Source organism: Pseudomonas sp. GL-B-12, assembly GCF_019955895.1.
In the GTDB taxonomy this organism is placed as follows: Bacteria; Pseudomonadota; Gammaproteobacteria; order Pseudomonadales; family Pseudomonadaceae; genus Aquipseudomonas.
Genome location: NZ_JAHBCX010000002.1, coordinates 58,205 through 73,231, shown reverse-complemented (window position 1 = coordinate 73,231; position 15,027 = coordinate 58,205). Strand labels below are relative to the sequence as shown.

General features: G+C 61.1%; 10 protein-coding genes and 1 other RNA gene. 10 read left to right on the top strand and 1 reads right to left on the bottom strand.

Features of this window, described 5'->3' with window-relative positions:
- Nucleotides 1–117 precede the first annotated feature (117 nt).
- The 6 genes from KGA85_RS01030 to ffs all read left to right on the top strand — a co-directional run bounded on the left by KGA85_RS01030 (nt 118) and on the right by ffs (nt 9,549).
- Nucleotides 118–777 carry a GntR family transcriptional regulator gene (locus KGA85_RS01030; RefSeq protein WP_223454909.1) on the top strand — a complete coding sequence of 220 codons (660 nt, stop codon included), beginning with the start codon at nt 118–120 and terminating at the stop codon, nt 775–777.
- Nucleotides 778–779: 2 nt separating this feature from the next.
- The gene (gene smc, locus KGA85_RS01025) at nt 780–4,268 is read left to right on the top strand and encodes a chromosome segregation protein SMC (protein WP_223532556.1); all 3,489 of its coding nucleotides are present in this window, start codon (nt 780–782) and stop codon (nt 4,266–4,268) included.
- Nucleotides 4,269–4,552: 284 nt separating this feature from the next.
- A complete protein-coding gene (gene zipA, locus KGA85_RS01020; protein WP_223454905.1) occupies nt 4,553–5,413 on the top strand; it encodes a cell division protein ZipA in 861 nt (286 codons plus the stop codon).
- A gap of 233 nt (nt 5,414–5,646) precedes the next feature.
- Nucleotides 5,647–8,004, top strand: a complete 2,358-nt coding sequence (ligA, locus tag KGA85_RS01015) for an NAD-dependent DNA ligase LigA (protein WP_223542839.1) — start codon at nt 5,647–5,649, stop codon at nt 8,002–8,004.
- A 170-nt stretch (nt 8,005–8,174) separates the two neighbouring features.
- On the top strand, nt 8,175–9,341 hold the full coding sequence (locus KGA85_RS01010; protein WP_223532560.1) for a putative zinc-binding metallopeptidase: 1,167 nt from the start codon (nt 8,175–8,177) through the stop codon (nt 9,339–9,341).
- 111 nt (nt 9,342–9,452) lie between these two features.
- Nucleotides 9,453–9,549: signal recognition particle sRNA small type (ffs, locus tag KGA85_RS01005), an RNA gene on the top strand.
- A gap of 60 nt (nt 9,550–9,609) precedes the next feature.
- Here ffs and KGA85_RS01000 read toward each other — a convergent pair.
- The gene (locus KGA85_RS01000; RefSeq protein WP_223454899.1) at nt 9,610–10,407 is read right to left on the bottom strand and encodes a substrate-binding periplasmic protein; all 798 of its coding nucleotides are present in this window, start codon (nt 10,405–10,407) and stop codon (nt 9,610–9,612) included.
- 123 nt (nt 10,408–10,530) lie between these two features.
- Between KGA85_RS01000 and dnaX the strand changes: the two genes are divergently transcribed.
- The 4 genes from dnaX to recR all read left to right on the top strand — a co-directional run bounded on the left by dnaX (nt 10,531) and on the right by recR (nt 14,934).
- The gene (gene dnaX / locus KGA85_RS00995; RefSeq protein ID WP_223454898.1) at nt 10,531–12,612 is read left to right on the top strand and encodes a DNA polymerase III subunit gamma/tau; all 2,082 of its coding nucleotides are present in this window, start codon (nt 10,531–10,533) and stop codon (nt 12,610–12,612) included.
- A 67-nt stretch (nt 12,613–12,679) separates the two neighbouring features.
- The gene (locus KGA85_RS00990; protein ID WP_007971455.1) at nt 12,680–13,018 is read left to right on the top strand and encodes a YbaB/EbfC family nucleoid-associated protein; all 339 of its coding nucleotides are present in this window, start codon (nt 12,680–12,682) and stop codon (nt 13,016–13,018) included.
- A 199-nt stretch (nt 13,019–13,217) separates the two neighbouring features.
- Complete coding sequence (locus tag KGA85_RS00985) at nt 13,218–14,252, top strand: NADP-dependent oxidoreductase (protein WP_223454896.1); 1,035 nt, start codon at nt 13,218–13,220, stop codon at nt 14,250–14,252.
- Nucleotides 14,253–14,331: 79 nt separating this feature from the next.
- On the top strand, nt 14,332–14,934 hold the full coding sequence (recR, locus tag KGA85_RS00980; RefSeq protein ID WP_223454894.1) for a recombination mediator RecR: 603 nt from the start codon (nt 14,332–14,334) through the stop codon (nt 14,932–14,934).
- Nucleotides 14,935–15,027 lie beyond the last annotated feature (93 nt).

Here is a 15,027-nt window from a genome sequence, read left to right as displayed (position 1 = left end):
TTTTGCTTGAATTTGCTTGAATCGTGCCAAAAAACCTCCGGGCGGGCACTCCGCCCTGACGCAGCAATTGCGCTACACTGCGCCGCTTGTACAGATCAAAGAGTTTGAAGGACAACCATGACGTTCAAGGCGCCGGACAGCCTCGCCGAGCAAATCGCTCACCACCTCGCCGAACGCATCATTCGCGGCGAAATGAAGCCCGGGGAGCGCATCCAGGAACAGAAGGTCACGCTGGCCCTCAACGTCAGCCGTGGTTCGGTCCGCGAGGCCTTGCTGATCCTTGAGCGTCGGCACCTGATCGCGATCCTGCCGCGACGTGGCGCCCACGTTACCGAGCTCACGCCGCACAAGGTGCAGAGCCTGTGCAAGCTGATGAGCGAGCTCTATATTCTGCTCGGTAACTCGGTGGCCAGCGGCTGGAAAACCCAGGCCGACATGGCGCCGTTCGTGCAGATCCAGCAACGCCTGACTGCCAGCTACGAGCGTCAGGACATCCGCTCTTTCGTCGATGACAGCTTCAATGTGATGCGCGCCGCGTACCCGTTCGCCAACAACCCGTACTTGCAGGAAACCGTCGAGAATCTGCAGCCGGCCATGAGCCGTGCGTATTTCCTCGCGCTGGACCAGCGCAAAGCGTCGATGAGCGAATTCCTCGAACTGTTCGAACGCTTGCTCGCTGCCGTGCTGGCCCGTGACTTTGCGCAGATTCGCGTGGTGCTGACGGCTTACGCCCAGCGCAGTTGCGATCTGGTGATCTCTGCCCTGACGGACGCCTGAGGGTGCGGCTCAAGTGCATCAAACTGGCGGGGTTCAAGTCCTTCGTCGACCCGACCACGGTGAACTTCCCCAGTAACATGGCGGCGGTGGTCGGGCCCAATGGTTGCGGCAAGTCGAACATCATCGACGCCGTGCGCTGGGTGATGGGCGAGAGTTCGGCGAAGAACCTGCGCGGCGAATCGATGACCGACGTCATCTTCAACGGCTCCACCAGCCGCAAGCCGGTGAGCCAGGCGAGCATCGAACTGGTGTTCGACAACTCCGACGGCACCTTGCTCGGGGAGTACGCCGCTTATGCGGAAATCTCCATTCGCCGCAAAGTGACCCGCGACAGCCAGACCACCTACTACCTCAACGGCACCAAATGCCGGCGCCGTGACATCACCGACATCTTCCTCGGCACCGGTCTTGGCCCGCGCAGCTACTCGATCATCGAGCAGGGGATGATCTCCAAGCTGATCGAGTCCAAGCCCGAAGACCTGCGTAACTTCATCGAAGAAGCCGCAGGCATCTCCAAGTACAAGGAGCGCCGGCGCGAGACGGAAAACCGCATCCGCCGCACCCACGAAAACCTTGAGCGCCTGACTGACCTGCGCGAAGAGCTTGAGCGTCAGCTCGAACGCTTGCACCGCCAGGCCGAGGCCGCCAAGAAGTATCAGGAACTCAAGGGCGAGGAGCGTCAGCTCAAGGCCCAGCTGTCGGCCCTGCGCTGGCAGGCGCTGAACGATCAGGTCGGCCAGCGTGAAGCGATCATCGGCAACCAGGAAGTTTCTTTCGAAGCCCTGGTGGCCGAACAGCGCAATGCCGACGCAAGCATCGAGCGCCTGCGTGACGGACACCACGACCTCTCGGAACGCTTCAACCTGGTGCAGGGGCGCTTCTACTCGGTCGGTGGCGACATTGCTCGGGTCGAGCAGAGCATCCAGCACGGTCAGCAGCGTTTGCGCCAGTTGCAGGATGACCTGAAAGAGGCCGAGCGCGCACGCCTGGAAACCGAATCGCACCTGGGCCACGACCGCACGCTGTTGCTGACCCTCGGCGAAGAGCTGGACATGCTCACCCCTGAGCAGGAAGTCACCAGCGCCGCCGCCGAAGAGGCCGCTGCCGCGCTGGAAGAATCCGAAACCACCATGCACGGCTGGCAAGAACAGTGGGATACGTTCAACCTCACCGCCGCCGAGCCGCGCCGTCAGGCCGAAGTGCAGCAGTCGCGGATCCAGCAGCTGGAAACCAGCCTGGAGCGCCTGGCCGATCGCCAGAAGCGTCTTGGCGAAGAACGTGCCTTGCTCTCGGCGGACCCGGAAGACGCAGCGATCATGGCGCTCAGCGAGCAGCTCGCGGAATCCGAAGCGACCCTTGAGGATTTGCAGACCAGCGAAGAAGCGCAGGTCGAAAAGCTTGAGCAATTGCGTCAGGAACTGCAGCAGGCGCTGTCGGCGCAACAGCAGGCCCAGGGTGATTTGCAGCGCCTCAACGGTCGACTGGCTTCGCTCGAAGCCTTGCAGCAAGCTGCGCTCGATCCGGGCACCGGCACTGCTGAATGGCTGCGCGAACAGAATCTTGCGAATCGCCCGCGCCTGGCCGAAGGCCTGAAGGTTGAGGCCGGTTGGGAACTGGCGGTGGAAACCGTGCTCGGCGCCGACCTGCAAGCGGTGCTGGTGGACGATTTCAACGATTTCGATCTGTCCGGGTTTGCCCAGGGCGACTTGCGTTTGCTCAGCCCGGCCAGCGATGGCGTACGAGTGCCGGGCAGCTTGCTGGACAAGGTCGAGGCGCAGCTCGATCTGTCGCCATGGCTGGGGCAGGTCAAGCCGGTGGACAGTCTCGAACAGGCCTTGGCCTTGCGGGATCAATTGGCTGTCGGGCAGAGCCTGATCAGCCGTTGCGGTTACTGGGTCGGACGGCATTTTCTGCGGGTGCGTCGGGCCAGTGAAGCGGAAAGCGGCGTGCTCGCTCGCGGTCAGGAAATCCAGCAACTGGGCCTTGAGCGCGAAGAGCGCGAAGCCGCCGTCGAAACCCTGGAAACCCAACTGCAGAATCTCAGGGCGCAGCAGCGTCAGCAGGAGAACGGCCGCGAACATTTGCGCCGTTTACTGCAGGACGAAGCGCGTCAGCAAGGTGAATTAAAGGCTCAATTGTCCGCCGGCAAAGCCAAGGCCGAACAATTGACCCTGCGCCGCACCCGCCTCGACGAAGAGCTCACCGAGCTGGACGAACAGCGGGCCCTGGAGCACGAAAACATCGGCGAAGCGCGCCTGCAATTGCAGGAAGCCCTCGACAGCATGGCGCTGGACACCGAGCAGCGTGAGTTGCTGCTGGCCCAGCGCGACAGTCTGCGGGAGCGTCTGGACCGGGTGCGTCAGGAAGCACGGCAGCACAAGGATCACGCCCACCAGCTGGCGGTGCGTCTGGGCTCGCTCAAGGCCCAGCACGATTCGACGCGCCAGGCGCTGGAGCGACTGGAGATGCAGTCCGAGCGCCTGACCGAAAAGCGCGAGCAACTGAGCCTCAATCTGGAGGAGGGCGAAGCACCGCTGGAAGAACTGCGTTTGAAGCTCGAGGAGTTGCTCGACAAGCGCATGACCGTCGACGAAGAACTCAAGACCGCGCAGATCGCCCTCGAAGACGCCGACCGCGAACTGCGCGACGCCGAGAAGCGCCGCAGCCAGGCCGAACAACAATCCCAGTTGATTCGCAGTCAGCTCGAAACCCAGCGTATGGAATGGCAAGCCCTGACCGTGCGCCGCAAGACCTTGCAGGACCAATTGCTGGAAGACGGCTACGATCTCCACGGCGTACTCGCAACATTGACCGCCGAGGCCAGCGAGAAGGATGCCGAGGAAGAACTCGAGCGCATCGCTGCGAGGATCCAGCGCCTGGGCGCGATCAACCTGGCGGCCATCGATGAGTACCAGCAACAATCGGAACGTAAACGTTATCTGGATGCGCAGAACGACGATCTGGTGGAAGCGCTCGATACCCTTGAGAACGTGATTCGCAAGATCGACAAGGAAACCCGTAACCGTTTCAAGGATACCTTTGATCAGATCAATGGCGGTTTACAGGCGCTTTTCCCAAAAGTTTTCGGTGGAGGCCGCGCGTATTTGGAACTGACGGGCGAAGATCTACTCGATACAGGGGTAACAATCATGGCGCAGCCGCCAGGAAAGAAGAACAGCACCATCCATTTGCTCTCCGGCGGCGAAAAAGCCCTGACCGCATTGGCCCTGGTTTTTGCGATCTTCAAATTGAACCCGGCGCCGTTCTGCATGCTCGATGAGGTTGACGCGCCACTGGATGACGCTAACGTTGGACGCTACGCGCGATTGGTAAAAGAGATGTCACAGACAGTGCAGTTCATCTATATCACCCACAACAAGATCGCCATGGAAATGGCCGAACAACTGATGGGTGTGACGATGCACGAACCCGGTTGTTCACGTCTGGTGGCCGTGGATGTCGAGGAGGCGATGGCGATGGTGGACGCCTAGCGGCGAGCATCAAGCTGCAAGCTTGAAGCTTGAAGCTTGAAGCTTGAGCTGTGTGGGCCATACGACGCTCTATCGGTGGAATGAAGATGGCAAATCGACATAATTTGCGCAGCGATTTTGGTAGACGGTGTAAAGTTGCCTTTGGTCGTGCTAGTTTAATGTCAATTTTTCGTATACGTGGGCAAAACGCCTGTCAGAACATAGAGTTGGCGCCACGTTTTAAAGCGGTTTGCAGGTTGTAAACCCCTTATTTTTCAGCATTTTTTATAGAGGCACGGGATTACATGGAAATCGGTCTGCGCGAGTGGCTGATCGTCATCGGCATTATTGTCATTGCCGGTATTCTTTTCGATGGCTGGCGCCGTATGCGCGGCGGCAAGGGAAAACTGAAGTTCCGTCTTGATCGAAGTCTGTCCAATCTGCCGGACGAGGACAGCAGCACCAGCGCCGAACTGCTGGGCCCGCCGCGCGTGCTGGACACGCATAAAGAGCCGCAACTGGACGAGCACGATCTGCCGTCGGTGAGCATGCCGGCCCGCGAGCCTCGCGAGTCGGGCTCCAAGCGCGGCAAGCGTGGCCACGGCGAGCCTTCCCAGGGCGACATGAACCTCAGCCTGGATCTGGACGGCGGCCCGAGCTTCAGCAGCCGCGACGACGATTTCCCGGATGACACCAAGGCTTCGCCAGCGGTCAACGACAAAGAGCAACCGCAAGCTGAAGAAGTGCTGGTGATCAGCGTGATCTGCCGCGACGCTGCCGGCTTCAAGGGCCCGGCGCTGTTGCAGAACATTCTGGAGAGCGGTTTGCGTTTCGGCGAAATGGACATTTTCCATCGCCACGAAAGCATGGCCGGCAACGGTGAAGTGCTGTTCTCCATGGCCAACGCCGTCAAGCCTGGCGTATTCGACCTGGATGACATCGACCACTTCAGCACTCCGGCGGTGAGCTTCTTCCTGGGTCTGCCAGGCCCTCGCCATCCGAAGCAAGCCTTCGACGTGATGGTGGCAGCGGCGCGTAAATTGTCCCAGGAGCTCAACGGCGAACTGAAGGACGACCAGCGCAGCGTACTGACCGCCCAGACGATCGAGCACTACCGTCAGCGCATCGTGGAATTCGAACGTCGCGCCTTGACCCAGAAGCGCTGATTGAAAAGGTTGGAGCGAGCTCTTGTGGCGAGGGAGCTTGCTCCCGCTGGGCTGCGAAGCAGCCCCAAAACCATCCCCCTCGTTGTGTCAGGTTCAACGCGATTGCAGGATTTACGGCGGCTTCGCCACCGAGCGGGAGCAAGCTCCCTCGCCACAATGGCCATAGCCTTGAGCTACTGTATTTAAAAAATTGAGCAGCCTCGGCTGCTCTTTTGCTTTATGAGAGAACACCCATGACCGCCGCCAAGAACCGTATTTTAGAGCTGCGCGCTGAGCTGGATCAGCACAACTATCGTTACCACGTGCTCGACGAGCCGAGCATTCCGGACGCCGAATACGACCGCTTGTTCAACGAGCTCAAGGCTCTGGAAGCGGCCAATCCCGAACTGATCACCAGCGACTCGCCAACCCAGCGAGTGGGCAGCGCGGCGCTGTCGGCGTTTACTCAGGTGCGTCACGAAGTGCCGATGCTCAGCCTCGGCAACGCCTTCGAAGAAACCGACATGCGTGAGTTCGACCGCCGGGTGACCGAAGGCCTGGACCTGCCGGCCGGCGACCTGTTCGGTGGCGGCGCGACAGTCGAGTACAGCTGTGAACCCAAGCTCGATGGTTTGGCCGTCAGCCTGCTGTATCAGGATGGCGTCCTGGTGCGCGGCGCGACCCGCGGCGATGGCACCACTGGCGAAGACATCAGCGTCAATGTGCGCACCGTGCGCAACATCCCGCTCAAGCTGCACGGTACTGGCTGGCCGGCGACTCTGGAAGTGCGCGGCGAAGTGTTCATGTCCAAGGCCGGTTTCGAGCGGCTCAACGCCACGCAACTGGAAGTCGGCGGCAAGACCTTCGCCAACCCGCGCAACGCAGCGGCGGGCAGTTTGCGTCAGCTGGATTCGAAGATCACCGCCAATCGTCCGCTGGAGTTCTGCTGCTACGGCATCGGCCAGGTGTCGGCGGACATTGCCGATACGCACATCGGCAATTTGCAGCAACTCCAGGCCTGGGGCATGCCGATCAGCCATGAGCTGAAACTGGCGCACGGCATCGCTGAGTGCCTGGATTACTACCGCGACATCGGTGAGCGTCGCAGCGCGCTGCCGTATGAAATCGACGGCGTGGTGTTCAAGGTCAACAGCATTGCCTCCCAGCGCGAACTGGGTTTTCGCGCCCGTGAGCCGCGTTGGGCCATCGCCCACAAATTCCCGGCGATGGAAGAACTCACCGAGCTGCTCGATGTGGAGTTCCAGGTCGGTCGCACCGGGGCGGTGACGCCGGTGGCGCGACTGAAACCGGTCAAGGTCGCCGGTGTCACGGTGGCCAACGCCACATTGCATAACATGGATGAAGTGGCACGCCTGGGCCTGATGATCGGCGACACGGTGATCATCCGTCGCGCCGGTGACGTGATTCCGCAAGTGGTGCAAGTGGTCATGGAGCGTCGCCCGGAAAACGCCCGGCCGGTGCAGATTCCCGAGCAGTGCCCGGTGTGCGGTTCCCATGTCGAGCGCACGCAGCTGATCAAACGCAGCAAGGGCCGCGAGACGGTCAGCGAAGGTGCGGTGTATCGCTGCGTCGGTCGTCTGGCCTGCGGTGCGCAGCTCAAGCAGGCGATCATTCACTTCGTTTCCCGTCGCGCCATGGACATCGAAGGCCTGGGTGAGAAGAGCGTTGAGCAACTGGTCGACGAAGGCCTGGTGAGCTCGCCGGCCGATCTGTACGCCCTGACCTTCGAGCAGATCGTCGATCTGGAAGGCTTTGCCGAACTGTCGAGCAAGAACCTGCTCGGCGCCATCGAAGACAGCAAGAAGCCGGGCCTGGCACGGTTCATCTACGCCCTCGGGATTCCCGATGTCGGCGAGGAGACGGCCAAGGTCCTGGCTCGCTCCCTGGGTTCGCTGGAGCGGGTGCAGCAGGCTCTGCCGCAGGTGCTGACGTACTTGCCGGACGTCGGGCTGGAAGTCGCGTACGAAATCCACAGCTTCTTCAAGGACGCGCATAACCAGCAGGTGATCGCTGATTTGCTCAAACACGGCATGCAGATTCAGGATCAGGGCGAGTTGGGTGCCGAGTTTTCGGCGAGCACCACACTGGGTGGTTTCCTCGACAAGTTGCATATTCCGTCGGTTGGTCCGGGCGGGGCGCAGAAACTGGCGGATAAATTCGGCTCGCTGCAGGCGGTTATCGGTGCTGACTGGCTGGATATGCGCCAGGCACTGCCGGAAAAACAGGCCAATTCGGTGCGCGAGTTTTTTGCGGTCGAGGACAATCGCCAATTGGCCGAAGCGGCGGAGAAGCAACTGGCTGATTTCGGCATGCATTGGCAGAGCGAGAAGAAGGTCGTCGAAGGCTTGCCGCTGGCCGGGCAGACCTGGGTGCTGACCGGCTCGCTGGAGCTGATGAGCCGCGATATCGCCAAGGACAAACTCGAAAGCCTTGGGGCCAAGGTAGCGGGCTCTGTGTCGGCCAAGACCCATTGCGTGGTCGCAGGGCCCGGTGCCGGTTCGAAGTTGACCAAGGCCAATGAGCTGGGGCTGAAGGTGCTGGATGAAGAGGCGTTTGTGGTGTTCCTGAAGGATCACAACATCCCGATCTAGCCGGAGAACCTGTGGCGAGGGAGCTTGCTCCCGCTGGAGCGCGAAGCGGTCCCTATAGTTCTGGCGCCTGCTACGCAGGCGAACGGGAGCAAGCTCCCTCACCACAAAAAAGCGGAACGATGTGCGAGCAAGAATGATCTAGTCTCTGCAAGCCTCAGGGAGAGATCGCCATGTACCCGTTCTTCGAGCAGCTCAGCTCGCGCATCGCCGCGCCGTTCATGGGCGAAAGCTCGCGCAACAGCAAGGTCTGGCACTGTCGTTGCGGGCAGTCCCTGTTCTTTCGCAACAGCCAGTGCCTGGCCTGTTCGGCGGCGTTGGGTTATCAGCCGGAGCAGAGTCGCCTGTCTGCGCTGCAACCGGGTGTGCAAGCGGGCACCTGGCAGCTTGATGTCGATCCGGGGGCTGGCCTGTTTCGACGCTGCGCCAACCTCGACTCCCCGGCGGCCTGTAATTGGTTGCTGCCTGCCAATGACCATGACGTCTTGTGCATTGCCTGCAGCCTCAATCGCACCATTCCTGACCTGTCGTTAGACGACAACCACGAGCGCTGGCGCAAGGTGGAAACCGCCAAACGGCGTCTGGTCGCGCAATTGCTCAGCCTGGGGTTGCAGGTAATTCCCAAGACCGTCGATGAAGAGATAGGCCTTGCCTTCGATTTCATCGGCGTGGACCTTGACGGAAAAACACCGACCACCGGCCATGCGAACGGCTTGATCACCCTCGATATCAAGGAGGCGGACGATGCCCACCGCGAACAGGTACGGGTGCAAATGCACGAACCCTATCGCACGTTGCTCGGGCATTTTCGTCACGAAGTCGGGCACTACTACTGGGACCAATTGATCGCCAATAGCCAATGGCTTGAGCCTTTTCGCGGATTGTTTGGCGATGAACGCATCAGTTATGCCGACTCCCTCGAACAGCATTATCAACAAGGCGCGCCGCTCGACTGGCAGCAGCACTACGTCAGCGCCTACGCCACCATGCACCCGTGGGAAGACTGGGCTGAAACCTGGGCGCATTACCTGCACATGATGGATGCGGTGGATACCGCACTGGGCTTTGGCATGAGTGCCCGGGAAATGGACTTCGACTATCAGCCGTTTCCGTTGGATACCCTCTACGATCCACAGCGCCCCGGCGGCGCGGCGTTCCTGTCGTTCGTCAACGCCTGGATCGAACTGGCTGGCATGCTCAATGAGCTATCACGCAGCATGGGGCAGCCGGATTTCTATCCGTTCGTCCTGCCGCCAGCCGTCATTGCCAAGCTGCACTTTATCCATCTGGTGATTCAGCAGGAGGGCGGCAGGGCGCATGAGGTGCTTGAGGCGCAATAGCAAGTGCTTGAACCCCCTCATATTTTTAATCCGAAACCAACGGTTGTAACTTCGCCTCAGATAGGTACAATGGCGCGGCTCGCCGACAGGTGAGCGTCGTTATGGTGACCCCATCGGTCCCCCCGCAACGATCAACCGTGAACCCGGTCAGGCCTGGAAGGGAGCAGCCGCAGCGGTGACATTGTGTGCCGGGGTGTGGCTGGTGGGGTTACCACCTTAACGCCACGCGAGTGTTCTCTCGCGTTATCTTTCTGAAATCAGACTTTCGCTAGCTGCCAGGATCTTGTCCGGGGTGGTTTTTTGTCGTTTCCGATTTATCCACAGCCGCAGGCTCGCCACCGATATACAGCCGGACAATCTGATCGATCTCCCCGGACATCTTCATCCGAACCAGGGTGCGCAGAATGCGCTGCACCGGCACTTGCGGGTCGTTGCGCACGTAGCAGCCGACATTCTGCTCCTGCAGCACCGACACGCTGTGCAGTTGTTGCTCTGGCAGCAGGCGCTGATTGAACCAGTTCAGGCTCCATTGATTACTGACGGCATAGCGATTGCGGCCGGCCAGGAGTTTTTCCAGCACTTGTTCCTGATTGCGTGCGTCGTCGCGATACAGTTGGCCGGCGTCGAACAGCGGCTGCAGGGTCGGGTAGCTGTAACCCAGCACGGTGCCAATGGACTGTTGCGGCAAGTCGGCGGGTTTGACTGCGGTGGACGGTGCTTGCCGGGTGATCAACACGTCAGGTTGGGTGAAGAGCGGGATGCTCCAGAGATAATCGCCAGACTGATTGGGCAGCCACGATTGCGCGGCATAACAGCGGACATCGACCTCGCCTTGCTCCATGGCGTTTTGCACTCGTGCGCGGGGCAATACATGGAATTCGGCCGGCACGCCGACCTGGGTCGCGAGACTGAGCATCACGTCATACAGGATGCCCTGGGTCGGTTTACCCTGTTCAAGCTGCACCATGGGCATGCTCCAGCTGTCGGTTATCACGAAGCGCAGCGGTGCTTGCGCAGCCACGCTGTCCAGGCTGATCAACAGCAATGCCCCCAAGGCCAGCCGCATAAACACTCCGTTAAAAGCCCCCGATGTGCAGCTTAGCCAGAATACACGAGCGCACCGGATGCAATTTGTCCCTTGCTCCGCTAGCATTAGCCGCTTCTGCTTCCTTCGCTGCGACGGTTTTCGATGAGTTATCAGGTTCTTGCACGTAAATGGCGTCCGCGCTCGTTCCGCGAAATGGTCGGCCAGACCCATGTGCTCAAGGCTCTGATCAATGCCTTGGACAGCCAGCGGCTGCACCACGCCTACCTCTTTACCGGTACCCGTGGGGTCGGCAAGACCACCATCGCGCGGATCATTGCCAAATGCCTTAACTGCGAGACAGGTATCACTTCGACCCCCTGTGGCGAGTGTTCGGTGTGCCGCGAAATCGATGAAGGCCGCTTTGTCGACCTGATCGAGATCGACGCCGCGAGCCGCACCAAGGTCGAAGATACCCGCGAATTGCTCGACAACGTGCAGTACGCCCCGAGCCGCGGGCGCTTCAAGGTCTACCTGATCGACGAAGTGCACATGCTCTCCAGCCATTCCTTCAACGCACTGCTCAAAACCCTCGAAGAGCCGCCACCCTACGTCAAGTTCATCCTGGCGACCACTGATCCGCAGAAACTTCCGGCAACAATTCTGTCGCGGTGCCTGCAGTTCTCCCTGAAGAACATGACGCCAGAAAGGGTAGTCGAGCACTTGACCCACGTGTTGGGTGTCGAGAACGTGCCGTTCGAAGACGATGCACTGTGGTTGCTGGGGCGTGCCGCCGACGGGTCGATGCGTGACGCCATGAGCCTGACCGACCAGGCGATTGCCTTCGGAGAGGGCAAGGTCATGGCCGCCGACGTGCGGGCGATGCTCGGGACCCTCGATCACGGGCAGGTCTACGACGTCCTGCATGCGCTGATCGAAGGCGATGCCAAGGCGTTGCTCGAAGCCGTCCGCCACCTGGCCGAACAAGGCCCGGATTGGAACGGCGTGCTTTCGGAAATTCTCAATGTGCTGCACCGCGTCGCCATCGCCCAGGCCTTGCCGGAAGGTGTCGATAACGGTCACGGCGACCGTGATCGCGTGCTGGCACTGGCCCAGGCCTTGCCGGCCGAAGACGTGCAGTTCTACTACCAGATGGGCCTGATCGGCCGCCGCGACCTGCCGCTGGCGCCGGATCCCCGGGGCGGATTTGAAATGGTGTTGCTGCGGATGCTGGCGTTCCGGCCCGCAGACACCGCGGACGCCCCGAGGCAACCGCTAAAGCCAGTGGGGATCAGCCAGGCCACAGTTGATTCCGCAAACTCAGTGGCTGCCGCGCCGGTGGTTGTGCCGGTAGTCGCTGCGGCCGTTGCTCCGGTAGCAGCCGCGCCAGTGGCGGCTCCAGCGCCTGCACCGGAACCGGTTGCGCCGGTCGTTGTGCCAGAACCTGCGCCTGTGCCTGTGGTTGAAGCGGTCGTAGTCGAAGAGGTTGTCGACCTGCCGTGGAATGACCCGGTCGAGCCAGCGCCCGTTCAGCAACCGGCAGTGGAGCCGCTGCTGGAAACCGCCAGCGAACAACCCGAATTACCACCGATGCCGTTGCCGACGCCGGACAGCGTGGTGCCGGACGCCCCGGAGTGGGCCGCCGCGCCGATCCCGGAACCATCGGTGGCCGACGTCGATGCCGCGACGCCGGGCATGGACCTGGATGACGAGCCGCCGCTGGACGAGGATTACATCGAGCCGGACATGGATTCGGCCTACAGTTACCTCGACGAGCTGGCCAGCGAGCATGCCGCCGACCCGGCTCCGGAGCCCGAGCCTGAGCCCGCAGCGATGCCGGCCACCGGTCTGGCCCTGCAATGGCTGGAGCTGTTCCCGAAATTGCCGATCTCCGGCATGACCGGCAGCATCGCCGCCAACTGCACGCTGATCGCGGTGGATGGCGACAATTGGCTGATGCACCTGGACCCGGCCCACAGTGCCTTGTTCAACGCCACTCAACAGCGTCGCCTCAACGATGCGCTGAACCAGTATCACCAGCGCACGCTGACCCTGAGCATCGAGTTGATCAAGCCCGAGCAGGAAACCCCGGCACAAGCGGCTTCGCGCCGCCGCGCCAACCGTCAGCGCGAGGCGGAGGAATCGATCCACGGTGATCCGTTCATCCAGCAAATGATGCAGCAGTTCGGTGCGGTAGTCCGTAACGATACTATTGAACCTGTCGACGCCCTGGTCGCTCAGGGCTAATAACGCAAGGCGCTCGGCCACATGGGCCGGGTGCTGTTTTAATCCAAGTACTTTTGAGGTGATTACCATGATGAAAGGTGGCATGGCCGGCCTGATGAAGCAGGCGCAGCAGATGCAGGAAAAAATGGCCAAGATGCAGGAAGAACTGGCCAACGCCGAAGTCACCGGTAAGGCCGGTGGCGATATGGTCACCGTGGTGATGACCGGTCGTCATGACGTCAAGAGCGTGACCATCGACCCGAGCCTGGTTGAAGGTATGAGCGAAGACGACAAGGAAATGCTGGAAGCGGTCATCGCATCCGCGGTCAACGATGCCGTGCGCAAGATCGAAGCCAACAGCCAGGACAAAATGGGCAGCATGACTGCCGGCATGCAACTGCCGCCGGGCATGAAACTGCCATTCTGATTCGCCTTCAGGCGGCAGATGAGTTACAAAAATGCCAGGCATAGCGCCTGGCATTTTTGTTTCTGGCTGACAGGGATGCGGTGCCTGTGAAGTCGCGAAGAATTCACCCCGGTGTAACTGAAAACACATCGAACGCCATACCGCCACAAAGGTCTGCTCCCTATATCACTGAACCCCATCGATCACAGGAGACGCTGCCATGTCCGACACCATGACCCTCAATCAACGCATTGTCCTGGCTTCTCGCCCGGTGGGCGCGCCAACGCCGGAAAACTTCCGCATGGAGCGGGTGGCGCTGCCGGACCTGGCCGACGGTCAGGTGCTGCTCAAGACCGTTTTCCTGTCGCTGGACCCCTACATGCGCGGACGCATGAGTGACGCACCTTCCTACGCCGCGCCAGTGGAAATCGGCGAAGTCATGACCGGGGGCGCTGTCAGCCGGGTCGAGCGGTCGCTCAATCCGAAGTTTCAGGAAGGTGATCTGGTGGTCGGTGCCACCGGTTGGCAAAGCCACAGCATCAATGACGGTCGCAGCATCATCCCGGTGCCGTCGGGGTTGCCAAGTGCGTCGATGGCCCTCGGGGTGCTGGGGATGCCGGGCATGACTGCGTACATGGGCCTGATGGACATCGGCCAGCCCAAGGCCGGCGAAACCCTGGTGGTTGCAGCGGCGTCCGGGGCGGTGGGCTCGGTGGTCGGCCAGGTGGCGAAGATCAAGGGCCTGCACGTGGTCGGTGTGGCGGGTGGTGCGAACAAGTGCCGCTATGTCGTCGAAGAACTGGGCTTCGATGCCTGCATCGACCACAGGAGCCCGGATTTTGCCGATGAACTGGCCAAGGCCTGTGGCAAGGGGGTCGACATCTACTACGAAAACGTCGGCGGCAAGGTATTCGACGCCGTGGTGCCATTGCTCAATTCCAAGGCGCGGATTCCACTCTGCGGCCTGATTGCCTCTTATAACGCCTATGAAGCGCCGAGCGGCCCGGATCGCCTGCCGCTGTTGCAGCGCACCCTGTTGACCAAGCGGGTGCGCATCCAGGGCTTCATCGTGTTCGATGACTATGGCGATCGCCAGCCGGAATTCCTCAGTGCCATGGCGCCCTGGGTACGCGATGGCAAGGTGAAGTTCCGCGAAGACGTGGTCGATGGCCTGGAACAGGCGCCTGATGCGTTCATCGGCATGCTGGAAGGGCGCAACTTCGGCAAGCTGGTGGTTCGGGTTTCCCGGGACTGAGTAATTGACGCTGCAATTTGACGCTCAACCGAGGCGCGGGTATAAACCGCGTCTCGTTGTTTTGTCGGACTTTTCCACCATGAGCTTCAGCCCTTTGATTCGCCAACTGATCGACGCCCTGCGAATTCTGCCCGGCGTGGGTCAGAAAACCGCCCAGCGCATGGCGTTGCAGTTGCTCGAACGCGACCGCAGCGGCGGCTCGCGACTGGCGCTGGCCCTGAGCCAGGCCATGGAAGGGGTCGGTCACTGCCGCTTGTGCCGTACGCTGACGGAAGATGATCTTTGCCCGCAATGCGCCGATACCCGTCGCGACGACACCTTGCTCTGCGTGGTGGAAGGCCCGATGGACGTCTATGCGGTGGAGCAGACCGGTTTTCGCGGGCGCTATTTCGTGCTCAAGGGGCATCTGTCGCCGCTCGACGGCTTGGGGCCGGAAGCCATCGGCATTCCCCAGTTGATGGCGCGGATCGAAGAGGCCGGCACATTCGCCGAAGTCATCCTGGCCACCAACCCGACCGTGGAAGGTGAAGCCACAGCGCACTACATCGCCCAATTGCTCAGCAACAAAGGCCTGATCGCCTCGCGCATCGCCCACGGCGTACCACTGGGTGGTGAGCTGGAACTGGTGGATGGCGGGACGCTGGCGCATTCGTTTGCCGGGCGTAAGCCGATTTCGCTCTGAGTCTTGTGGTGTCTTGACTGACGCCTTCGCGAGCAAGCCCGCTCCCACAATGTGACCTGTATTCGCAGATCAACTGTGGGAGCGGGCTTGCTC

Bases quoted from the DNA above. Each gene is read 5' to 3' on its own strand.
- KGA85_RS01030 (WP_223454909.1), top strand. From the start codon at position 118: ATGACGTTCAAGGCGCCGGACAGCCTCGCCGAGCAAATCGCTCACCAC.
- zipA (WP_223454905.1), top strand. From the start codon at position 4,553: ATGGAAATCGGTCTGCGCGAGTGGCTGATCGTCATCGGCATTATTGTC.
- ligA (WP_223542839.1), top strand. From the start codon at position 5,647: ATGACCGCCGCCAAGAACCGTATTTTAGAGCTGCGCGCTGAGCTGGAT.
- KGA85_RS01010 (WP_223532560.1), top strand. From the start codon at position 8,175: ATGTACCCGTTCTTCGAGCAGCTCAGCTCGCGCATCGCCGCGCCGTTC.
- KGA85_RS01000 (WP_223454899.1), bottom strand. From the start codon at position 10,407: ATGCGGCTGGCCTTGGGGGCATTGCTGTTGATCAGCCTGGACAGCGTG.
- dnaX (WP_223454898.1), top strand. From the start codon at position 10,531: ATGAGTTATCAGGTTCTTGCACGTAAATGGCGTCCGCGCTCGTTCCGC.
- KGA85_RS00990 (WP_007971455.1), top strand. From the start codon at position 12,680: ATGATGAAAGGTGGCATGGCCGGCCTGATGAAGCAGGCGCAGCAGATG.
- KGA85_RS00985 (WP_223454896.1), top strand. From the start codon at position 13,218: ATGTCCGACACCATGACCCTCAATCAACGCATTGTCCTGGCTTCTCGC.
- recR (WP_223454894.1), top strand. From the start codon at position 14,332: ATGAGCTTCAGCCCTTTGATTCGCCAACTGATCGACGCCCTGCGAATT.